The 20418-nt window shown below is 45.7% G+C and carries 25 protein-coding genes; 12 read left to right on the forward strand and 13 right to left on the reverse strand.

Features of this window, described 5'->3' with window-relative positions; all coding sequences use genetic code 11:
• Positions 1 to 14 precede the first annotated feature (14 nt).
• The 9 genes from proC to ACQY6I_RS10995 all read left to right on the forward strand — a co-directional run bounded on the left by proC (position 15) and on the right by ACQY6I_RS10995 (position 6948).
• Positions 15 to 845, forward strand: coding sequence for a pyrroline-5-carboxylate reductase (gene proC / locus ACQY6I_RS10955; protein WP_428241527.1), 831 nt, complete (start codon positions 15 to 17; stop codon positions 843 to 845).
• Positions 845 to 1432 carry a YggT family protein gene (locus tag ACQY6I_RS10960; RefSeq protein ID WP_428241528.1) on the forward strand — a complete coding sequence of 196 codons (588 nt, stop codon included), beginning with the start codon at positions 845 to 847 and terminating at the stop codon, positions 1430 to 1432. Before proC ends, ACQY6I_RS10960 begins: the two co-directional genes overlap by 1 nt.
• Positions 1429 to 1737 (forward strand): DUF167 family protein, encoded by a 309-nt coding sequence (locus ACQY6I_RS10965; RefSeq protein ID WP_428241529.1) that lies wholly within the window; start codon positions 1429 to 1431, stop codon positions 1735 to 1737. Before ACQY6I_RS10960 ends, ACQY6I_RS10965 begins: the two co-directional genes overlap by 4 nt.
• Before the next feature lie 14 nt (positions 1738 to 1751).
• Positions 1752 to 2900, forward strand: a complete 1149-nt coding sequence (gene metX, locus ACQY6I_RS10970; protein WP_428241530.1) for a homoserine O-succinyltransferase MetX — start codon at positions 1752 to 1754, stop codon at positions 2898 to 2900.
• On the forward strand, positions 2900 to 3493 hold the full coding sequence (gene metW / locus ACQY6I_RS10975; protein WP_428241531.1) for a methionine biosynthesis protein MetW: 594 nt from the start codon (positions 2900 to 2902) through the stop codon (positions 3491 to 3493). Before metX ends, metW begins: the two co-directional genes overlap by 1 nt.
• A complete protein-coding gene (locus ACQY6I_RS10980; RefSeq protein ID WP_428241532.1) occupies positions 3490 to 3936 on the forward strand; it encodes a DUF4426 domain-containing protein in 447 nt (148 codons plus the stop codon). The genes metW and ACQY6I_RS10980 overlap by 4 nt, the downstream gene beginning before the upstream one ends.
• A 7-nt stretch (positions 3937 to 3943) precedes the next feature.
• Positions 3944 to 4549 carry an RdgB/HAM1 family non-canonical purine NTP pyrophosphatase gene (rdgB, locus tag ACQY6I_RS10985; RefSeq protein ID WP_428241533.1) on the forward strand — a complete coding sequence of 202 codons (606 nt, stop codon included), beginning with the start codon at positions 3944 to 3946 and terminating at the stop codon, positions 4547 to 4549.
• 18 nt (positions 4550 to 4567) lie between these two features.
• Positions 4568 to 5197, forward strand: a complete 630-nt coding sequence (upp, locus tag ACQY6I_RS10990) for a uracil phosphoribosyltransferase (RefSeq protein WP_428241534.1) — start codon at positions 4568 to 4570, stop codon at positions 5195 to 5197.
• Positions 5198 to 5850: 653 nt separating this feature from the next.
• Entirely contained in the window at positions 5851 to 6948 is a 1098-nt protein-coding gene (locus tag ACQY6I_RS10995; protein WP_428241535.1) for a BMP family ABC transporter substrate-binding protein, read from the forward strand.
• A gap of 53 nt (positions 6949 to 7001) precedes the next feature.
• Here the strand turns inward: ACQY6I_RS10995 and ACQY6I_RS11000 are convergent, their stop codons facing one another.
• Positions 7002 to 7289, reverse strand: coding sequence for a hypothetical protein (locus ACQY6I_RS11000; protein WP_428241536.1), 288 nt, complete (start codon positions 7287 to 7289; stop codon positions 7002 to 7004).
• 226 nt (positions 7290 to 7515) lie between these two features.
• Positions 7516 to 8610 carry a cell adhesion protein gene (locus tag ACQY6I_RS11005; RefSeq protein WP_428241537.1) on the reverse strand — a complete coding sequence of 365 codons (1095 nt, stop codon included), beginning with the start codon at positions 8608 to 8610 and terminating at the stop codon, positions 7516 to 7518.
• Positions 8611 to 9367: 757 nt separating this feature from the next.
• Between ACQY6I_RS11005 and ACQY6I_RS11010 the strand changes: the two genes are divergently transcribed.
• Both ACQY6I_RS11010 and ACQY6I_RS11015 read left to right on the forward strand, forming a co-directional pair.
• The gene (locus ACQY6I_RS11010) at positions 9368 to 10156 is read left to right on the forward strand and encodes a response regulator transcription factor (protein ID WP_428241538.1); all 789 of its coding nucleotides are present in this window, start codon (positions 9368 to 9370) and stop codon (positions 10154 to 10156) included.
• Complete coding sequence (locus ACQY6I_RS11015) at positions 10153 to 11739, forward strand: sensor histidine kinase (protein ID WP_428241539.1); 1587 nt, start codon at positions 10153 to 10155, stop codon at positions 11737 to 11739. Before ACQY6I_RS11010 ends, ACQY6I_RS11015 begins: the two co-directional genes overlap by 4 nt.
• A 581-nt stretch (positions 11740 to 12320) precedes the next feature.
• On the opposite strand, the gene ACQY6I_RS11020 is transcribed toward ACQY6I_RS11015, so the two are convergent.
• From ACQY6I_RS11020 to ACQY6I_RS11070, 11 genes are all read right to left on the reverse strand, one after another.
• The gene (locus tag ACQY6I_RS11020; RefSeq protein ID WP_428241540.1) at positions 12321 to 12704 is read right to left on the reverse strand and encodes a cytochrome c oxidase assembly factor Coa1 family protein; all 384 of its coding nucleotides are present in this window, start codon (positions 12702 to 12704) and stop codon (positions 12321 to 12323) included.
• 106 nt (positions 12705 to 12810) lie between these two features.
• Positions 12811 to 13065, reverse strand: a complete 255-nt coding sequence (locus tag ACQY6I_RS11025) for a hypothetical protein (RefSeq protein WP_428241541.1) — start codon at positions 13063 to 13065, stop codon at positions 12811 to 12813.
• A gap of 30 nt (positions 13066 to 13095) precedes the next feature.
• Entirely contained in the window at positions 13096 to 13545 is a 450-nt protein-coding gene (locus tag ACQY6I_RS11030; RefSeq protein ID WP_428241542.1) for a hypothetical protein, read from the reverse strand.
• Between the two features lie 337 nt (positions 13546 to 13882).
• The gene (locus ACQY6I_RS11035; protein WP_428241543.1) at positions 13883 to 14431 is read right to left on the reverse strand and encodes a hypothetical protein; all 549 of its coding nucleotides are present in this window, start codon (positions 14429 to 14431) and stop codon (positions 13883 to 13885) included.
• A gap of 95 nt (positions 14432 to 14526) precedes the next feature.
• Positions 14527 to 14967 carry a hypothetical protein gene (locus ACQY6I_RS11040; protein ID WP_428241544.1) on the reverse strand — a complete coding sequence of 147 codons (441 nt, stop codon included), beginning with the start codon at positions 14965 to 14967 and terminating at the stop codon, positions 14527 to 14529.
• Positions 14968 to 15156: 189 nt separating this feature from the next.
• On the reverse strand, positions 15157 to 15444 hold the full coding sequence (locus ACQY6I_RS11045; protein WP_428241545.1) for a hypothetical protein: 288 nt from the start codon (positions 15442 to 15444) through the stop codon (positions 15157 to 15159).
• A 207-nt stretch (positions 15445 to 15651) separates the two neighbouring features.
• The gene (locus ACQY6I_RS11050; protein WP_428241546.1) at positions 15652 to 16746 is read right to left on the reverse strand and encodes a DUF4238 domain-containing protein; all 1095 of its coding nucleotides are present in this window, start codon (positions 16744 to 16746) and stop codon (positions 15652 to 15654) included.
• A 93-nt stretch (positions 16747 to 16839) separates the two neighbouring features.
• Positions 16840 to 17256: a hypothetical protein gene (locus ACQY6I_RS11055; RefSeq protein ID WP_428241547.1), complete on the reverse strand. Its 417-nt coding sequence runs from the start codon at positions 17254 to 17256 to the stop codon at positions 16840 to 16842.
• 118 nt (positions 17257 to 17374) lie between these two features.
• The gene (locus tag ACQY6I_RS11060; protein ID WP_428241548.1) at positions 17375 to 17947 is read right to left on the reverse strand and encodes a hypothetical protein; all 573 of its coding nucleotides are present in this window, start codon (positions 17945 to 17947) and stop codon (positions 17375 to 17377) included.
• Between the two features lie 98 nt (positions 17948 to 18045).
• Positions 18046 to 18486: a hypothetical protein gene (locus tag ACQY6I_RS11065; RefSeq protein ID WP_428241549.1), complete on the reverse strand. Its 441-nt coding sequence runs from the start codon at positions 18484 to 18486 to the stop codon at positions 18046 to 18048.
• Positions 18487 to 18776: 290 nt separating this feature from the next.
• A complete protein-coding gene (locus tag ACQY6I_RS11070; RefSeq protein ID WP_428241550.1) occupies positions 18777 to 19550 on the reverse strand; it encodes an HNH endonuclease in 774 nt (257 codons plus the stop codon).
• A gap of 455 nt (positions 19551 to 20005) precedes the next feature.
• On the opposite strand from ACQY6I_RS11070, the gene ACQY6I_RS11075 reads away from it, so the two are divergent.
• On the forward strand, positions 20006 to 20418 hold a 413-nt coding region (locus ACQY6I_RS11075), incomplete at its 3' end, for a nucleotidyltransferase domain-containing protein (protein WP_428241551.1).

A 20418-nucleotide genomic window follows, 5' to 3' on the forward strand; every position in this document is an offset into this window, starting at 1 on the left:
CAAGGGTGAATACAATGGCGCAAGCCTCAATGGTCTTTATTGGTGCCGGTAACATGGCCACCAGCATTATCAGCGGACTACTGCAGAGCGGCTACACGGGTCCGATCACTGCAACCGACCCTGATCAGGACAAACTGAATCAATTGGCCTCCGGGCTTGATATTCAAACCACCACAGACAACAACGAAGGTATCAGTGGTGCAGATGTCGTGATCCTGGCGGTTAAACCACAGGTCATGAAATCAGTCTGCCAGGGACTGATGGCAACGGTACAGCAATCCAAACCACTGATTATCTCCATTGCCGCCGGGCTGGAGTCCGAAACCATTGAACAGTGGCTGGGCGGTAACTTGGCTGTGATTCGCTGTATGCCCAACACTCCGGCATTGGTACAAACCGGTGCCTCAGGGCTGTACGCCAACCCACGGGTCAGTGATGACCAGAAAAGCCTGGCGGAAAAAGTCTTTAATGCCGTCGGCATCAGTATCTGGGTAGAGAAAGAGCATCACCTGCATGCGGTAACGGCTACCTCGGGCAGCGGCCCAGCCTATTTTTTCATGTTTATGGAAGCCATGCAGAAATCCGCCGAATCCCTGGGGCTACCCGCCGACGTCGCTGCCAAATTGGTCGGCCAGACCGCTCTGGGGGCGGCCCAGATGGTGCTGAACAGTGGAGATTCAGCAGAAACCCTGCGTAAAAAAGTCTGCTCGCCCAACGGTACCACTGAGCGGGCCATTCGCAGTTTCGAACAGGATGGTTTGCGGGCAGCAGTACAGCAGGCGATGATTGCCTGCGCGGATCGCAGCGAAGAAATGGCCAAAGAACTTGCTAGTGGAGATCAATAATGGGCGCGATGTATGAGATTGTTTTTTTACTGCTAAAAACAGCTTTCAGTATTTATCTGATTGCACTGGTGGCACGGTTCCTGGCTCAGCTGGCCCGGGCGGATTTTTATAATCCTCTGGCTCAAACCGTGGTCAAAATCACCAACCCGATCATTCTGCCACTGCGCAAAATCATTCCCGGATACGGCGGTATCGATAATGCCAGTCTGCTGGCCATTTATCTGGTACAGCTGCTGTATGGTTTTATCATTTCGACCCTTGCGGGTGGTTATTACAACATCGGTCAGCTTGCGCTGTTTGCGGTTTTGGGTGTAGCCGGGGTATTTTTCATGGTGTTGTTCTGGTCCATGTTGATAGTGGCCATTGCCAGCTGGGTATCCGCCGGCAGTTATAATCCACTGCTGGGATTCATCGCCCAGATGATAGAACCGTTTGTCGGTCCATTCCGCCGTCTGGGCCTGCAGGTGGGAGTATTGGATTTGTCCTTTATGGTGGCGGTTCTGGTACTTTATATTTTGCAGAATATTATTTTGTTGAGTGTTGCCAAGACGCTGGGATATGGCGGGGGCTTTTTTATCGGTCTATGAATTCTACCGGTACCCCCTTTCGTTGGGATGGCAATTGCCTTATTCTTGTTTGCCATCTTCAACCGAATGCCAAGAAGGATGAGTTCTGTGGTTTACATGGCCAGGCATATAAAATTCGCATATCCGCACCAGCTGTGGATGGCAAGGCGAATGCGGGGCTAATTCAGTTTCTGGCCAAGGCCTTCCGGGTCAGCAAAAGCCAGGTCAAAATTCTGAGTGGTGAACTGAGCCGACAAAAACGCGTCAGCATCACTCAGCCGAAACAGATACCGGATTTACTGAACATTAGTGATCCGCCGAATTAGACCAGGAATACTCCATGTCCAAATCTTATCCATCCGACTCTGTGGGGTTGGTGAGCCCTCAGCGGGCCCATTTTAGTGAACCACTGCCCCTGCGCTGTGGTCGGGAAATTTCCGAATACGAACTTGTCTTTGAAACCTATGGGGAACTGAATAAAGACCGCTCCAATGCGGTATTGATCTGTCATGCTCTTAGCGGTAATCACCATGCCGCCGGTTTTCACAGCCCAGAAGACACTAAACCCGGCTGGTGGGATTCTGCCATCGGACCGGGCAAACCCATAGATACCCGACGCTTTTTTGTGATTGCCTTGAATAATCTCGGCGGCTGTGATGGCAGTACCGGCCCACAATCCATCAATCCGGAAACCGGCACACCGTATGGTCCGGACTTTCCAGTTATGGCCGTTCGGGACTGGGTCAAAAGTCAGGCCCGCCTGGCGGACCGGTTGGGCATACGGCAGTTTGCGGCAGTCGTTGGCGGTTCACTCGGTGGTATGCAGGCATTGCGCTGGAGTATCGACTATCCCGACCGGATACGTCATTGCATTATCATTGCCGCTGCGCCCAAATTATCGGCGCAGAACATCGCCTTTAATGAAGTGGCTCGTCAGGCAATTGTTCGCGACCCGGACTTTCACGAAGGCCGTTATCTTGATCATAATACTTATCCGGCGCAGGGATTGGCGCTGGCACGCATGCTCGGTCACATCACCTATCTGTCCGATGACAGCATGAGAGAGAAATTTGGCCGCGACCTGAAGAGTGGTAAGCTAAATTTTAATTATGAAGTCGATTTCGAAGTGGAAAGTTATCTACGCTATCAGGGCGAAAGTTTTTCCAACCGTTTCGATGCCAATACTTACCTGCTGATGACCAAAGCACTTGATTATTTCGATCCGGCCGCCGATCACAATCACGATCTGGCCGCCTGCTTGAGCCAGGCCCACTGCGAGTTTCTGCTGGCTTCATTTTCCACTGACTGGCGTTTTGCCCCGGAACGCAGTGAGGAAATCGTCACGGCCCTGATCAAAGCCAAGAAGAAAGTTACCTACATGGAAATCGATGCGCCTCAGGGACACGATGCATTTCTGTTTCCGATTCCCGATTATTTTTCCCTGTTGTCGACCTATCTCGACCGGGTAGCCAAAGAGGGGGGATTCTAATGCGTCCGGATCTCGACATTATCCAACAATGGATTTCAGCCAACTCAGAAGTTCTCGATTTGGGCTGTGGTGATGGAGAACTGCTGGCTTACCTGGGCCGAGAAAAGCAGGTTCGGGGGTTGGGTCTGGAAATCGAACATCCGCAAATCGTTGAATGCGTGCGCAAAGGCGTGTCCGTTGTGAAACAGGACCTCAATAAAGGACTGCACAACTTCAGCTCCCAAAGTTTTGACTGCGTGGTAATGACCCAGTCTTTTCAGCAGATGGACAAACCTGATGAGGTGCTCGACGAACTGTTGCGGGTTGGCAGGGAAGCGATTATTACATTTCCAAACTTTGCTCATTGGAGTGCCCGCGGCTATCTTGGTCTCAAAGGCAGAATGCCTATGAGTAAAGCACTACCCGTCATGTGGTATAACACGCCTAACATCCATCTTTGTACATTTAGGGATTTTGAAGAACTTTGTCGCCAGCGAAGTGTTAAAATCCTGGACCGGCTGGTGGTTGACTCACTGCACCAGAGCCGCTGGTTCATTAATCTGATGCCCAACCTGCTGGGTGAAATTGCTATCTATAGGTTAACCGCACTATGAAGCATTTATTGACTATTCTGACTTTGCTGTGTGCCTCCTTATCCGTTCAGGCCGCCGGTGAACAAAAACAAGTGTTCGGTCGTTATGAAGTACACTATATGATGTTGAACTCCACCACGTTATCTGCCGAGATTGCCCGCAGCTACCAATTACAGCGCAGTGGTAAACTGGGCTTTTTGATGGTGAGCGTGCTGGAGAATAAGGAAGGCGAAGACCTTCCCCACGCAGTACCAGCGATGGTTTCCGCCCGTATCAAAAACCTGATCGGTCAGGAGCGGGACATCGAACTCAGGGAAATTCAGGAACAAGGCGGCATTTATTATGTCGGTAACTTCAATTTTGACGATGAAGACATTTATCGCTTCGAAATTGATGTCAAAGCGGAACCGGGACAGGACCGACCATTTACGGTTCGTCATCAGCAACAAATGTATTTTGAGTAACCAGAACGTGTCTATCAGTCAAATTGTATTGGCCAGTGGCAATGCCAAAAAACTAAAAGAACTCAGAAGTTGTCTGGGTGAATTCCATGTTGAGGTATTACCACAAAGCGATTTCAAACTCTCTGAGGCCGTCGAAGACGGTCTCAGTTTTATCGAGAATGCCATCATTAAAGCACGCCATGCCTGTCATCATACTGGCCTGCCTGCACTGGCCGATGATTCCGGCCTGGAAGTGGATGCTCTCAATGGTGAGCCAGGTATCTATTCTGCCCGCTATGCCGACGGCCAGGGCGATGCTGCCAATAATACCAAACTGCTCAATCGTCTATCCAGCATTGAGGTGCCGGAGCGCAGTGCCCGTTTTCGCTGTGTACTGGCATTTATGCGCCACGCTGCCGATCCTACACCGTTGATCTGCACGGGTACCTGGGAAGGCCACATAGCCACAGAACAGTCAGGAGACAACGGCTTTGGCTATGATCCATTGTTCATACCCAACGGATTTGATATCAGTGCCGCGCAACTGACGGCTGAGCAGAAAAATCAGATTTCCCACCGTGGCCAGGCGATGCAACTGCTGAAAAGCTGGTGGCAGCAACAATTCAATCTGTAATTCATTTAAGGAGACCCTATGTCATTGCACGCGATTCAGCACCCTTTGATTCAACATAAACTCGGCCTGATGCGTGAGAATGGCATCAGCACCAAAAACTTTCGGGCCCTGGCTGGTGAAGTAGCAACCCTGCTCACTTATGAAGCCAGCCGACAACTGGAAACCGAATCAGTGGAAATAGAAGGCTGGACCGGTGCACCAATGACTGTCAAACGAATCAAAGGCAAAAAAATTACCGTCGTACCTATCCTGCGCGCCGGACTGGGTATGCTGGATGGAGTACTTGAGTTGATCCCCAGTGCCAAGGTCAGTGTGGTTGGCCTGTATCGCAATGAGGAAACCCTGCAACCAGTTGCCTACTTCGACAAAATCATCGAAGACGTGGTTCAGAGAACAGCCATGATCATCGACCCGATGCTGGCCACTGGCGGTACGTTAATTGCCACGATCGATCTGCTAAAGCAGAAAGGCTGTCAGAATATTCTGGGACTATTTCTGGTTGCTGCCCCCGAAGGCATCAAGACCGTCCAAGAGGCACACCCAGATGTGGATATTTATGTTGCAGCGGTTGATGATCATTTAAACGAGAACGGTTATATCATCCCCGGCCTGGGTGATGCGGGCGATAAGATTTTCGGCACCAAATAATAGGCCAGCTAACCAAAAGACCGCCTGCCTGAACGGTAAAACAGCAGGCGGTAAAACGATTTCTCGTATCCTGCCATCATCCGGCTGTTCTCCCACTCATCCCATGGATATACAGTTCTTTCGGTAAGTATTTAAAAAATACTTTAATGTTTAATCAGTTAAGAGACCTCTGGAAAACCGGAACAGTTTTGATGCAGGCTAGCCAGCAGCGCTGATTAAACCGCAATTTATTGGCCTAAACGACAGTTAGAGAGGGTCGATGCTAACAATACCCTGCACAAAAACAGGTCATTTTTCAGAGATTTCTTAGCAGCCAAACCATCTTCCTATTCGGTCAAAACAGCGAAGTAAAACGGATGCTGCGTGACTCCCAAAACTCTGAAATGTTTATTCAATTATTCATATATAACAAAATATTCAGGGTATTAACAAAATAGTTAAAAAAGTACTCTGTTTGTTATAGACATCTTTATGAAATTTTTATTTACTCACCATACCGCAGATAATTTTTTGCAGTTTTCGAAGCATAATTCTCCTTATAAACAATTTTCCGGGACACCGGAACATGTGTCTGAATGGATATTCAAAAATCCCGTTTTTTGCGAAAAAATTTGCATGTTAGCAGTTCAATATTGATACAGGTGTACTGACTTATGAATATGAAAAAGCGCGACCCAATTACCAAATGGGTATTCTCCTCCGTTTTGGCACTCTGTCTTGTGTGTGCTGCAGTCTTTGGTGGTTTATACGTTAAGTCGCTGCTCTCCAAACAAAATGTGGGAAAGGTTGCAGGCACAATCCACCCTGCTGTGTTGTATGACGGAGCAGGAAAAGGGGACTACGCCTTTAATGATTCTGCTTACGAAGATGGTGTTAAGAAGTTCGAGTATAACTACCGCACCAAAGTGACCGAAGTGGAGCCAGGAACACGAAATCTGACGGAAGTGGTCAGAGAACAGGCAAGGGCAAACCATTCACCAATCATCGGTCTAGGCTTTTCCTATAGCAACGCCATCGCCACTGTCTCCAAAGAATACCCAAACCTGCAGTTTGTCATCATCGACTCTGTAGTGAAGGGTCCTAATGTCCAGTCTATTATTTTCAAAGAACAAGAAGGATCATATTTGGTGGGTGCACTCGCAGCATTGGCCAGCAAAACGCATTCAGTCGGTTTTGTCGGTGGCATGGATATTCCCCTGATCCACAAATTCGGATGCGGTTTTGCGCAGGGAGCCAAAGCGGTTGACCCGAATATCCGTCTGACCAGCACGACTCTTGGCACAACGACCGAAGCATTTGCCAATCCTAAAAAGGCACAGAAAATCGCAACTCAAATGTTCACAAACGGAGTGGATATCATTTTTGCCGCAGCAGGTGGTTCCGGTGAAGGTGTATATCAGGCTGCGTTTGAAACCGGTAACCGGGCGATTGCTGTCGATGCCAGTCAGAACTGGCGTTTTACCGGTGAGACGATTATTTCCTCCATGCTCAAAGAAGTTGGTTTTGCAGCTTACCAATCCATGGAAGAAGCCATCAACGGAAAATGGACCGCCGGGACCAAAGTGCTGGGTCTGAAAGAAGGGGGTGTGTCATGGAGCCTGGATATGTTCAACCGCAATAAATCTGTGAAATCCGAATGGATCGATAAAATTGATGAGCTTAAAGAAGAAGTCATTGATGGTGACGTCAAAGTATACGATTACAGCAATGACCAGACCTGCCCGGTCGATACAGGAATGTTTGCCAGTTAATCTTTAACAGGGAAACTGATAAACCACTTGAAGCATTTGTACAGGGATGTACATCAATTGGTTGCCCTTCCTGTGTTGTCGTTACCCTCAATGGCCTTTCTCTCCAGCCAATAAAGTCTGGCAGCATGACTTTCAATAGTAATAATAACCGAACTTTGATCATCGATGCCCACAACAAACCAGTCATTGTCATTAAGGTGGTAACGGGTATCTGCATGTTCGGGCTGGGGTTTTACACGGAGGGTGCCGTATTGCGCGGGTGTTTGGCATGAACCGGTTGTTCCGGTTTTGCGATGCCCTATCGAACCTAAAAAGCTGCGGATTTGTCGGCTGGTCTTCATTCAATCGCTTCAACAAGCCGCTATAGGACCATTGATGTGGACACCTGCGACCGCAGCATGTTGTCATTTCTCAATCATCACACAATGAAGAAAGCCTGGCATACCGTGGCCTTCTTCATAGAATTTATCATGACAACTGTTTGGTGAGATTACGATAGTGACAGTTTTTAAACCCACCTAATAGATTATCCCAACTGCTTTAATGGCCCCATAAAATAAAGCTGTTTTATGGCCAGACAGATAATTCAATCACCTCAAAACGATCATCTGCGGGTATCGGTGTATACAGACCATCCACCTGATCCCATTCATACTGCCCCCCCATCATGGCCTTGATACGTTGATCAGACGTCGACGCTGACAGTGCGACTTCTCCTGTCGGCTCAAGGTTATAATCCACCTCCAGAGGTGCCGGATATGTCCTCGACAACATCCACCAGTCATACGCCATGATGTGCTTCTGATCGATCTCCCACCAATCGCTATACCAGAAACGTAACCGCTGAAACGCAGCCATCCTAGTCATCTCGTCATTGCAATCACCAATCCAAAGATCACAAATCCCCGATGAACGCGTCATTTCCAGGGCGATATCATAATAATCAATCAGGTAACGAGCGTAAGCTCTGGAGACTTCCCCGGTCCAGGCGCCATTTAGATAGCTCTTGCCGTACTTCGACCAGAATGGATCAGACAATACCAGCCGCTCAGGAATCAGCGACGCTGGTACGATCCCCTGCTCTGCCCGGCGGGTCAGCTGATAAGCCACGGAAATGGCCAATTGACTACCCAATGAATGACCATGCAACAACAGATAGCCATTGCGATTGTCTTTCAAGGCCTCCGCGACCGCATCCGTCATCAGCTCTGAAATGCTTTTATTCGGAGCCTGAAGCGTACTGTAGCGGCCATCTGACTGACGGTAACGCATACCCCGGAGACCCGTGGCGGTCCACATTTTCGCTTCGGCATCTTTGACTTCCAGTTCATCACCGAATTGATTCCAATAATAAATACCAACATTCCAGCCCTGATCAATCCAGGCCGCCGCCTCATCGATATCGTACCCATGAGCAGGCACATTATTCAGGAAATTAAAGTTAGGCCGCCAATAATTATCTTTACTGGTGCCAAGCTGCCAGCCATGCACAAAAATCAGCGTTGGTCTGCTGTCATCGTAATAACGGTTGCCGGGACCGGTAAATTTTTCTGAAGCCTGACCCTTGCCAAACCAATACAGACCATAATCCAGGAAGTCTGCCTGCGCACCTCCCGCCAGCAAACACAGCAGACATAACAGGTTTATCATTTTCTTGGACATAAACGTCACCTTTTGAGTTATTTTTGTTTTTTTGGTGACCCTTTTTGATGCAGTGGATTCAACTGATCGGCACAAGGAAAATTTCACACAGACACGGAATCAATAAGAGCAATCATAAGATCACCGGCATAAAAGCTGATATCAACAAATATCCCTGACGCAAAGATTAATACTGCCAAATCAGACAGACATGAAAGAATAAAGCAACGATGCAGACAGCCCGCCCTCACTCCAGTCATCGTTTAGATGAGAGGTATGCAACCGACTCTCCACACGTCATTGCCCTGCTATATTTGGGACACCCCATTGTCTCTTCCAGTTATTATTTTTATTTATGAAGACAACATGTTGAGAATAGCAGCAGAACAGAAAAACCGTCGAACATCGACAACGACTATGTGCCAAAAGTCGGGAAACGCGATATTCCTGCTAGCATCATGCTTTTCGGGTGAACAATATTTGCACCGGCGAAGTTATATATGGTATCTCCCTTGACCTTTATCCAAAACTGTCAGGTGCGCCGGAGATAAATACACGGGTGCAAATATCCAAACAACAGGACCTGAATCGTTCTCGGGCCAGCCCACCAACCGAATCATCGACGTTGAAAATATACCCCTCCTTTAGTTTGCTATCGGCGAAATCCGTACCAGACACCGATGACTGGAAATTTTGCCGGCCAAATCGGAAAAAGTTCACGCCAATCTCGCTGTAAACAGGCTATGCTTTCCTGCATTCGAAGTGGAGTCAGGCAGGCATGGCACATTTATTTTGGGTTGAGGACCAATCACACTGGATCGACCGGTTCAGTGACGTTTTGATACAAACCGATTTTGATGATGGCGACAACACTCTGGAAGTCTTCAAATTTCCAGAGGCAGCGCGACAGCGTATTGCCCGTATGGATGATCAGAGCCGTCCTGATCTCGCTATTCTGGATGCCCATATGAATGGCAATGATCAGGCTGGCTTCAGCGTTTCCAGAGCCCTGCACAGCAAATGGCCGGATCTGCCGATCATCTATCTGTCAGAGCACAGCGGTACCGGCCTCGAAGAGCAGGCATTCGAGCAGGCCAATGCCCAGGATTTTATTGCCAAACATCAACGTAACATTGAGGCTGTATTGTGCTGGCGTATCAAAGCAGCACTGCGCAAACGCCAGTCCGGGCCGGATACACCTGCCAGCATCATTACCAGTGGCAGCCTGAAAATTGACCTGGCTACCTGGGAAGTTTACTGGCTCAACAAACGACTGATGAACCCCCATAACCCCAAACGCCCACTAGCCCCGACACCACGTAAAATTCTACGGTATCTGGTGGAAAGCAGCCCAAGGCCACTAAACACCGAGCAGATCGCCGATCGCCTGGAGGCAGACCTGGAACGGTTTTCCTATGCCAACTACCGCCAACACATTAAAACCCTGCGCATGGCCTTTGATATGGCGGAAAACCAGCCTGGGGAGTTTATTCAACGCTGTCAGAACGGAACGGGTATCGTAACCTTTGGCGATGAGCGCGCTTACTGTTGGAAACCAGACCGATGATGAAAAAAATGTCCACCCCCTATCCGATATTCACCAGTCTTTCCGCCTTGCTGCTGATCGCCTTTTTTTTATTGCTCGGTCAACCACAGTTGCTAAGCTTTTATCAGGTGCCGGACATAGTCACCACCTCTCAGTTCCAGCTTGCAGCCACCGTGGTATTTATCCTGATTCTGTTGACAGAACTGCGGCTGTTTCAACGTCGCCGTCACAACCAGAAAATTGAAATCGCCCGTTTTCGGCAGCAGATGGCCGAGGTTCTAGCGGATAAAAAACAATTGCATGCCAAAACCCATGTCTACGCCAGCCATGCCGACAAACTGAAGCTGTTCATCAGCGACAAACTGCTCGAATATATTGAATACGATGAAAAGTTTCTGCATTTCAAAAGCATCGCTTCTGAAGTACGACATAACGGCGTGATCAGCTACGACAAAATCAAAACCATCCTGCTCCGGCAAATCAGCCAGTTACAGAATACCGATTCAGAACAATTACAGCAGACTCAGGAAGCCCTCGACAGCCTGATTTATTTGTGGGATTTACTGGATCTGTCCACCGCCGACAATATTGCCCTACATATCGCCAATCAGGTCTGCGACAGCGAGGAGCAGTTTTTTCAGGCTGAATTTCAAACCCATGAAGGCGGTGAGTTTCCGGCACAGAATGTCTTCTCCCCGCTGTCTGCCGTGCAAAAAGCACTGCAACGTTGCTTCGGCTGCGCCATCGGAGATGCCCGCAGCGGCACCATTTGTGTCGATGACATCGATCAGGCCTGGATGAACCTTACGATCACGGACAATATTCTCGGCAATGAAAACCATATCGTTCTGGTCCTGGAAAACCTGCTGAACAATGCCCAGTTCTTTTCCAGCCGCCGGGACTATAAACAGAAACATGCTGGCATTGCGGTGGATCTGAAAGAACAACAGGGATTTATCTGTTATCAGATTTACAATCGTGGCCCCCACATCAATGAAGAGACCGCACAAAATATCTTTCAGCTCGGTTATTCCACCCGGAGAGTCAAAGAGCACCATGGTAAAGGTCTGGGCCTGTATTTCGTCAATGAAATTGTCAAAGGTTATGACGGCAAGGTTCGATTTGAAAACGTGTTGAATGAAGCCGATGTCTTATCACTACGTTTCGAACTTGCCGATGGCACCGTGGTCACTGAGGTGCTGGAGCTCGTGGTCGAGGATGATCGACCACTGTGTCGAAAATCCGGTCACGATGAAGCCGAGAAAGAACTGGACTGGAAACTTCAGGATAAACTGCTGAATATCGAAATTACCCATCAAAGCGATCAGAAAACCCATCGTTTGCTGGAACTGGACAGCAAAAAAACCATCACGGATCCGAGTCAACCCGCCTGTCCGCGCTGGTCGTTAACGCTTAAACAGAGCCATAAACAGACAGACATCCATTTCAAACCACTGGATATTTCCGGAGTGCGCTTTGAAATCCGCCTACCGACGGCAACCGCCCGGCTTGATGGTGACCTGCTGAATGCCGACGAAGCAGAGATGGACGGAGAAGTGTCTGAGATCAAACAGAAATTCAAGGGTCTCGAACAGCTGGGCTAATGATCGAGGGCCTGCGTTAGCGGGCAGGCCTGTCAGTCAATCAAATTTGAAAAGAGAGGGTAACGACAGCGCGTACTCCCAGCGCAAGCCAATACCGCCAACACTAGTGTGTGTTTTGACTTAAAAATGCTTGGTACATACTTATGAGGCTATAGAAAAACTCTGAGATTTTCACATCCCCTAAAATTGATCAAAATACGACCTTCCAAATTCACTTCTACGTGAATTCTGCATCGCTTTCATCCTTAACTTTCTTCGAAATTTTACGTACAGCACGGTCGGAAAAATGCGCTGAGGTTTTCCTACAGCCTGTCGGCATTCAATATTTCACATAGGTTGTCAGAATCTCGAACACCGCTCAACTTAACGTCAACAGTTTCAGCGGACACAAAAAAAGTAAAAGAAACTAGAAATGAATCACCTTCACGCTTTACGTGAAACTCATCAACGGAAACCTCTTTATATATTTTTCCTAGCTCCATAATCTAACGCTCATGCATCTCATAACGCCCGCCACAGAGGCGAGCAACTTGTTGCGAGTCCAGCGACGTAGCCACGTCTTAGTGGCATTTGTTATGCATTTATTTTGCCTCATCCAACACCTGAATTCGCTCGCCGCTAACTTGGTTTAAAACAACTACTTTATCAAGCACCCACTCGCCTACAGAGCGAGTTGCGTAGACATACACCTTGCCCGAGGATCGAGAGCCCTCAATTGAATACTCTAGCGACGCTGAACCGTCGGCACCGCTAGTAATAACATTCCCTAGTACGTACCAACTAGGGTGTAATGGTTCGCCGAATTGCTTAACCACCTCGGAGCTTTCTGTAATCGCTGCTAGCGAAAGATGATACGCATCGCCTTTCATCATTTTCATGACGAACATTACAATTAATATAATGAATCCAATAAATAAGACAAATCCAAGGACGCCCAATAAAATCCATTTCATGTTTTTTTTCATAAACTAATAATCCACTCGATATATTGCTTAACGCCTCCAGCACCGGCCGGAGCACGCAGTGCGGAGGTCCAGCCCGAAGGAGCGATTGTGTCTGGCCTTGTTAAATTTACGGCTTGCATTCTAGCCAAACCCTTTCTCCAGGATGATGCTCCGCAACTGTTATAAGGGCATCGTCTAGCTCTTCGTCGTTTGAGGGATCTATTTCATAACTGAAGTTTGTAATATCAATATCCATTTCTCTATAGTTGCTTAATTCCTCTTCACTCAAGACATTAGCTCCGACCCAAACAGGATATAGACCTGATTTGATAACCGTTTCAAGCTCTAGAAATCCATTTTTTGTAACTGCGAATATGATCATAGAAATTTAACGCCTCAAATAGTACTTCATCTATTGCTTTGGCTGGTTCTGTGCTGGCCAAATCGGCGCATCCGACTCGTCATACAGTACACCAAAATTAATGCATTTGAGTCTATTAAACTCGAATTGAAGTTCAAGCCAGTGATTATCGTATGATAGTGATTCCATTGACCCGTAATCTTCTGTTTCGGGAGCATAGTTAAGGTGCCCAGCTAATAGCATTAGCACATCTTCCTTGGTCTTCCCAAGAAGTTTAAGGCCAAATAATTCAGCATTTGAATTATGAACTTCAATCCACCCTAGCAGATTTTCATTTTCAGGTTCGAATGAAAGCTCTAACATGATGTCATTGAATTGCAGTCTCTCGCAATCTGAATCAGTTTCGTAAACTTTATCTGGTGCACCAAGGAGCTCAATAGTTTTAGCTTTGGTTACACCGAACTGTACTGGACCGACTCCTTCACCAAGTTTGATATTCATGATGAGTTTCCTTTAAAACACAGAACGCCTAAAACTGCGGACACAACAGTGGTCCGCAGCTTTGTATTTTTAGAATTGGCATGACCGGGAAACTGCTGAGCTTTAAATAACAAATGCCACTGGACTGATCCAATTCCTGATTACCTAGCACTCAACGACCGACTGAAGTCGAATGCCACCTGACTTTACCTGTGCACCATCGCGAATTTGTCGGTGCCGCAGAATGTTCACTTATAAAGTGAGGAAAAAATTCTAACGCTTTGCTTTGAGGTAGCCGAAACATAACGAAACGGCGTGTAGGCTGTCCTAGCCGCACAGCGGCGACAACAGTCTCTTGTTACATGTTTTTCTGTTTAAAACCAAGGCTTCCATCCCACATATCTGGATCTTCGTAATCTTCAATTATTAAACGATATTTTCCAGCATACTGTATTACTCGGAGTATCCCATTCTTTGACTCAAAGTTAACTACGGTACTGCCTAACACCAGATTAAAATCTCCCTCTTTTTTCCAATACCCTTCGCCATTATCTATACCCATTTTTTCAAGCAGAGAATTACTAAAGTTTATAACGGCTATACCTTCTGGCATAAGCACCAGTTTAGAATTGCCATAAGTCCAATCGCCAACTAAGGCAGACTCTTTAAAAAACGGGTTCATATTAATATTTTCTGAGTATCGAACACTTGCATATGCATACCCGACTGCAACGATTAGCAGGCCTCCTGCAATATACATCTTTGGCCCGTGAAATCTCTTTGCAAAAAGATTGCTAACAATATTTTTTACTGCCCATACAACAACGCCTAACCAAAGCAATGAAAATAGCAAGTACCCAAAAGGCATGGCTGTATGGAACTGTATTATTGATATAAATTCATCCATAGCTGACTACATATAACGCCTCAAGCAGAGGCTTATTTTGCGTTTTGGAGCAAAGCGACAGCAAAATAAGTCCTGCTGACTTGGCTTGTTAGCTGCTACTTCCAGAACTGCCACCATTTTTTTGAACTGGCGACTATCATTACTTCACCTTCGGCTTTTAGCTCTTGCCAGTTGGACTGGCCATCCTCTCCATATACTTCACATTCTTCTCCCTGAACCTTCGCATTGAGAGCAACAGCTATCTGATACATTTTTTTTATGATTTCATCATCGGGGTTTTTAACTTTTATGTTTCCCTCAAAATAATCAAACCAAGCCATATTCCCATCATTGTCATGACCAGAATAACCAGTCCAGACGGCTAGGCCTTCGCTTTCCACTCTTAAAACCCCATTGGGAGTCTCTGCTTCTGCGTATCCGTCTAGCCTCATATCTGGTGACGAATTTACAAAATTATTCCATTCATCAAGCGTTATCTGATCACCTTCTTCTTCAAACCATTCTTCTTTTCTGGTGATGTGTAAATCGTATCCCATGACTCTTCCTCGGACAGCTAGCGCTTGCAGCAGTTGCGCGTGCTTTTTCGCGTCGACTGTCTGTGATTGTTAGGCATTGGGCTTACTCGGTAATTCAGATCTAAACGAAACACCATGCAGTTCACCAATGTAGTAATTCATAACTCCATCTTTTTGCATACTATCGATCCTTCCTAGCTTTAAAAGAGTCTATTTTCCAGTAATTCTCATTAGCTTGTGACCATAGATCTCAACTCGATCTTCAGAAAATATCATGCGGTCGTATACCAATTCGGTGTCGCCTTCTAAAGGGAAAAGCTCCACAGTTAAAGCATACATAATTTGTGTCCAGCCAATTTCCAATACCAGCTCGCCTTCAACGCAACTACAAACGGCCTTGAGAAAATATGATTCATCAGGGGAGGCTTTTGAGACTAATGTTGCGATAGCCTCCTCCCCAAGTATGGTTAATTGACCTATTTCTATGTCTACTTTCACTTCTTCTACGTCATCGTAAAACCAATACTCAGAAAGAGTTTCGACGACATTTTAATCCGTCAATGAATCGAGCTTAGATCTAGCAATTATTTCTTTCGCTTCATCTCTATTCGTTAGTTTTCACCAGAAGCATAGCGCCGCAATTTGCGGCTGGTTTGTAGCGCAGCGGAAAACCAGTCCGACAACTTGCACTTGTTAGGCTGGCGGTCATTTTTGCCTGGCGGGCTCCTTATAGAAGCCCTCTGACTGGTTTAATGCATGATGCTTCCTTATGTAACCTACGCCTGTTCCGTTAGTGTATACAGTGCCTTTATTACGCCATTTAATGATAATAGGCCACGATGTAGGATGATGATGTATCGTTTCTGAGTGTATTATTGCTTCTCCATGCTCTTCTGCAACCTTAGGATCAATTACTACGTAGCGGGAATAGCCCCCATTCGAAGATTCCAGAATTGCATAGGTTGTTCGATGCCTTTCGACAAGCCTATTGGCTTTACATTCAGTTATAGATTCACTAACAAATGCTTCATGCTCTATGTCTTTGAGAAAAACATTAGCTCTACAATTTAAAATTTGATGTTGATTGAAGCTCATCACATCATCTTTTCTAGTAACACTCACTAAGCCATTTTTATGACTGACACTATAAACGCTGCCATCATATAGTAGGCACATTAGCTTTGGGCTGAGAGGTAGAAATAATAGATTTCCAGATGTTCTCAAGCCAAATGATCTAAACTTAGTTCTCGGATCATTTAAATGCCACCTATTTGATAAAACAGCTGGATCATCTGAAGATATGAACGGGTACTCTGTTTTATTAAGCACCAAGCATAATTTTAAATCATCAACGACATCCATGCACTCGGCATAAGTTTTCATTGCCATTAGAACGGCTTCTTTAATGCCTAGATTATACTCTGTCGCACTAATACCTGCTGCTTCACCAATGCCATTTGACATTTCGACTGAACGCCTAGATGCTGCTTCTGTTCTTAAATATTGAAGAAGCCAAAATCGTTTCAAAACAATCTCATGCTTTTTACTTAATGCTCGAGGAGATTCGAGCAATGCGCTTGATGTAGATGCATAGGCTTGCTCGACAAGCTGAATCGCGCTTTCTAATTTATCATCATTCCCATAAAAGTAGTCTCTAGAACATTGGTTTCTGACTGGCGCCATGGATATGCATTTGCTTCTATCAAGATTAAAAACATTGATAGCTTTCCCCTCCGAATTATACGTAAACGCTTTCAAATAGGATCTTGGGACATAATGCTGGTTTTTGTTTGTCGCCATAGATTTCCTTTAAATCAGTTCAAAGCTTCGTAAGCCTAACGCCCCACCTCACAGGAGAGCGAACGAAGGGAGCGAATCCTGTGGAGCTGATTGTTATGTGTTTTTGATTACACCAATGACCTTACCCATTATCACTTTCTGAATTTCTGGGTGAAACTCCTCATATAAAGTATTGGAGCGCACATTGTTTTTTTCTTGTGGCTTAGGGATTGTGAACTTTTCAGTATTTATCCAGTTTATACGCCTTCCTACACTAACTAAGTTATTCGTGTCTTTTAATTCCGTCAGTAACTCATGATCGGAAACGAAGCCAATACCTTTAACATGAATGTCTTTGCTACTTGCTGGGCAAGACTTGATATAGACAATATCACCTACTTTTAACGAAGCCATATACTGAAATAATTCAGGCGCTTTTTCCTTATTCCACCCAGGACCTGCGATAGAATTTTTAATAAATTTCTCACTTACATCTTCATCGTAGTAAGCACCAATCCCAAATATCGCCATGTTATCTCCGTAGCATTTTATTTACACATAACGCCCAGCTCACTGGTTGAGCAAGTTGGCGCGTATTTTTGCGTATGCAAAAAGCGCGACAGTTTGCGGAGTCCAGTGCAGCTGTTTGTTATGCTCTTATTTCGTCGATTTTTGCTTTTGCCTGTTTTATGAGGTTTTTGACCTTTTCTAAATCTTCGATATTAAAGTAAGCAGCAACACCGCCAATATTGCCGCTCGTTACAGCTGCCATAATTCTATCTCCAGAGCTAAATGTTGATATTTTCAAGTCGCCTCTAGTCGAATAATCTGCTTGAAAGTCTTCAAGCTTAGTTACACTGGATTTTACTTTGGAAATGTATTCAATGCCCTTTATCAGGGAATCAATCTCATCATAATCTATAAAAGATGTATGCTTGTTATCGTAACGGCCATCCTCTTTAAAAGATTCAATGGTTATTCCGTATTGTTTTTTTCCATCAGTTACGTTCGTAAACTCTTTGGCTTCAATATTGACTGAGGTGCCGTATAAACCCTGAACTGATCCTATTTTGTGAAATCCTCGAATAATAACCACGCCAGTTTTAGTGCTAAACTGTTCCAATTTTGTTTTGGCTTCTGGCACAGCGTCCTCAAGGTTTTGCGCTAAAGCAGGCATTGAAACCAACACACATAGAGATGCGGCAACTAATAGTTTTTTCATTTAATCCTCCTTGAGGGGTTATTTATGATTGATAGCATAACGCCAGCCGTAACCGGCGCATTTGTAGTAAGCGCAGCGAACGAAAAATGCGTCCGAGTTTACGGCCTTGTTATGTCATTTTTGTAGCATGCCAAGCACATTGGCTTCCAGCGGTTTTCATAATTAAGCCAGCGAGGCTTTCCACAGACCTCACATTTAAGACGCTCTTTCGAGATAACCCACTTTAGTTCTTGATTGTTGAAAATATATTTTTCGTTTTCATTTGATGGGTCAGGGCTATTATTCTTTACTAGTTCTGAAAGGCATTTCTTGCAAAAATTCTGACCGCCATATTCAGTTAGCTTTACCGGAGCATATCCTTCAATCGTGCGTTCTATTTTCTCGTTGCAACCATCGCAAGGCGTTGAAGTCTTTTCAATTTCTTCTTGCTGTATTTTTTCCCTGCACGAATGAACAGAAACTCTTGTATAGAATTCAACGCTTGGAATTACATGTCCGCATTTAAAACAAATCAATTCTTTTGGGTCTCCCGTTGGCATTATCATGTCGGCATAAGATAAACCCTTTCGATCTGTTCGTATCTCTCCAGCACCTTCCAGTTCAACAACATTTTCGAAGCCGCAACTAGGACAAGTCTCTGTTCGATATCGAGTCCTACAGTCACTACAGATGCAAGGCCGACCCCAATCACAATTTGGCATAATTACCTACCCAGTTTGCGGCTTCTCAGACATAACGCCCGGCTCACCAGCGGCCAGACTGGAGTGGTTTTTGTGTTAGCGAAACCACAAAAACTGCGTAGGTTTGGGCGTCTGCGTAGAGCCGTTTGTTAGGCATTTCTTTCAATAAAATCATGCATTTCTTCCCGAAATTGCGTCCAATTTCTACAATTTCTCGCCTCTTGAATTATCCATTGAGTTTCAGCCCCTGCCATTACAGCGTTCTCCATCATTTCCATAACGTATTTTTCGTCGACGTACACACGATTTCGCAATATCCCACGCGCATAGTAGAGATCTTTTAGATAAGGTTTTTCTTCCTGATTTTTCCTAACTCTACAAATACCTTCAATTTTCTTAAATCCTTTTTCCCACGATTCATCCGTAACCGAGCCATCATCTTCATATTCCAAATATTGCTCAGCAGCAATACCTATAGCCTCGAATATTTCGTCAATCGGATAATTCCTGACGATTTTCTTAATTCGCTTTTGCCCGTTTTCATTTACACTAAAACCTGGTGCTACACTCTCCCATTTTGATATGACCTTTTGAATCACAGTTTCTTTTAAGGATTGCAAGCCCTCTTGCCATTCCATCATCATTTCGAGCTGGTCTCTTCGCTCTTGCAGAACCTCCAGCTGATTTCTTGACTTATTGACAGCAGCATTGTCGCTGAGTAATTTGTCACTCTTCCCTAGATTGCAGCCTTCGCAAGCAGTAACCAAATTAGTAATATCATTGGTTCCGCCTTTTGCAGCCGGTTTAATGTGGTCAATATGCAATAAGACATCGGGAGCACTTGCGCCACAATATTGGCATTTAAAGCTGTCTCTTTTAAATACCTCAAAACGTATTCCTTTCGGAATTGGTTGCCTATCCACGAACTTTCCTATTGTGTGCCTACAGTTATTCCACATCCACTGACAAAATATCCAGAAGACGCTTTTTCCTGAGACGCCAAACTCACTCAGTCTCATCAACTCCCCATCAACATAGGCAAGCCGCCCATTTCTGTCAATTTCGCTCGCTGGATACTGAGTCTTAAAGCATGATTTTTTGTGGCGTTCATTACACGAAACAGGTGTTATTTTATGCAGACTGTTTATGAATACTGTGTCTTGAAATAATGCTGACAGGGACGTGTAAAAGGCAAACAATCGATACCCGAAAAACAATTAACAGCGCTGTGATTTGTCACGGGCTCAATCACTGGTTTTGGTCTCCACGACTCCCCTACGAACCAGGGTTTTCCACTCACAGCCAGTCTATGGACATTCCAGCGGTCAACCCTCAAACTAAGCCTCCCAAATGCATTTTAGAATCCGTCGTTATCACCATGAAAACCAGCCTTGATCATCTACCGGAAGCCAAACAGCACGAGCTCCAGTGTATCTCAACCATCCTGCGCGATACCCTGGAGGATTACCTGCAAGGCAAGACCGGGAGTAAAACCGAATACCGGATTTTGAAAATCATTCTCTTTGGCAGCCATGCCAAAGGTACCTGGGTGAACGATCCTGAGAATGGCTATATCAGTGATTACGATATTCTGGTGATTGTGAACAAGTCGGCTCTTGTGGATGAGGATATTGTCTGGCAACGGGCAGAAGAGCAGATCGGCCGAAAGGTCACCTCTGCGCCGCTTGGGTTGATTGTGCATGACCTTGAAGATGTGAATAACCGGCTGATTCAGGGTCATTATTTCTTTAAGGATATCCGGGAGGAAGGCATTGAGTTGTTTGCAGCAAC

The sequence above is a fragment of the Gynuella sp. genome (assembly GCF_050297175.1).
Lineage (GTDB): Bacteria > Pseudomonadota > Gammaproteobacteria > Pseudomonadales > Natronospirillaceae > Gynuella.

What these genes read in the sequence shown, in the direction of transcription:
- ACQY6I_RS11040 (WP_428241544.1), bottom strand. Translation starts at nt 14,967, where the DNA reads ATGGGATACGATTTACACATCACCAGAAAAGAAGAATGGTTTGAAGAA.
- metW (WP_428241531.1), top strand. Translation starts at nt 2,900, where the DNA reads ATGCGTCCGGATCTCGACATTATCCAACAATGGATTTCAGCCAACTCA.
- ACQY6I_RS11025 (WP_428241541.1), bottom strand. Translation starts at nt 13,065, where the DNA reads ATGATCATATTCGCAGTTACAAAAAATGGATTTCTAGAGCTTGAAACG.
- ACQY6I_RS10965 (WP_428241529.1), top strand. Translation starts at nt 1,429, where the DNA reads ATGAATTCTACCGGTACCCCCTTTCGTTGGGATGGCAATTGCCTTATT.
- metX (WP_428241530.1), top strand. Translation starts at nt 1,752, where the DNA reads ATGTCCAAATCTTATCCATCCGACTCTGTGGGGTTGGTGAGCCCTCAG.
- ACQY6I_RS11030 (WP_428241542.1), bottom strand. Translation starts at nt 13,545, where the DNA reads ATGAATATCAAACTTGGTGAAGGAGTCGGTCCAGTACAGTTCGGTGTA.
- ACQY6I_RS11005 (WP_428241537.1), bottom strand. Translation starts at nt 8,610, where the DNA reads ATGTCCAAGAAAATGATAAACCTGTTATGTCTGCTGTGTTTGCTGGCG.
- ACQY6I_RS11050 (WP_428241546.1), bottom strand. Translation starts at nt 16,746, where the DNA reads ATGGCGACAAACAAAAACCAGCATTATGTCCCAAGATCCTATTTGAAA.
- ACQY6I_RS10980 (WP_428241532.1), top strand. Translation starts at nt 3,490, where the DNA reads ATGAAGCATTTATTGACTATTCTGACTTTGCTGTGTGCCTCCTTATCC.
- ACQY6I_RS11035 (WP_428241543.1), bottom strand. Translation starts at nt 14,431, where the DNA reads ATGGATGAATTTATATCAATAATACAGTTCCATACAGCCATGCCTTTT.
- ACQY6I_RS10960 (WP_428241528.1), top strand. Translation starts at nt 845, where the DNA reads ATGGGCGCGATGTATGAGATTGTTTTTTTACTGCTAAAAACAGCTTTC.
- ACQY6I_RS11065 (WP_428241549.1), bottom strand. Translation starts at nt 18,486, where the DNA reads ATGCCAACGGGAGACCCAAAAGAATTGATTTGTTTTAAATGCGGACAT.
- ACQY6I_RS11015 (WP_428241539.1), top strand. Translation starts at nt 10,153, where the DNA reads ATGATGAAAAAAATGTCCACCCCCTATCCGATATTCACCAGTCTTTCC.
- ACQY6I_RS11000 (WP_428241536.1), bottom strand. Translation starts at nt 7,289, where the DNA reads ATGAAGACCAGCCGACAAATCCGCAGCTTTTTAGGTTCGATAGGGCAT.
- ACQY6I_RS11010 (WP_428241538.1), top strand. Translation starts at nt 9,368, where the DNA reads ATGGCACATTTATTTTGGGTTGAGGACCAATCACACTGGATCGACCGG.
- ACQY6I_RS11060 (WP_428241548.1), bottom strand. Translation starts at nt 17,947, where the DNA reads ATGAAAAAACTATTAGTTGCCGCATCTCTATGTGTGTTGGTTTCAATG.
- ACQY6I_RS10995 (WP_428241535.1), top strand. Translation starts at nt 5,851, where the DNA reads ATGAATATGAAAAAGCGCGACCCAATTACCAAATGGGTATTCTCCTCC.
- ACQY6I_RS11020 (WP_428241540.1), bottom strand. Translation starts at nt 12,704, where the DNA reads ATGAAAAAAAACATGAAATGGATTTTATTGGGCGTCCTTGGATTTGTC.
- ACQY6I_RS11055 (WP_428241547.1), bottom strand. Translation starts at nt 17,256, where the DNA reads ATGGCGATATTTGGGATTGGTGCTTACTACGATGAAGATGTAAGTGAG.
- proC (WP_428241527.1), top strand. Translation starts at nt 15, where the DNA reads ATGGCGCAAGCCTCAATGGTCTTTATTGGTGCCGGTAACATGGCCACC.
- upp (WP_428241534.1), top strand. Translation starts at nt 4,568, where the DNA reads ATGTCATTGCACGCGATTCAGCACCCTTTGATTCAACATAAACTCGGC.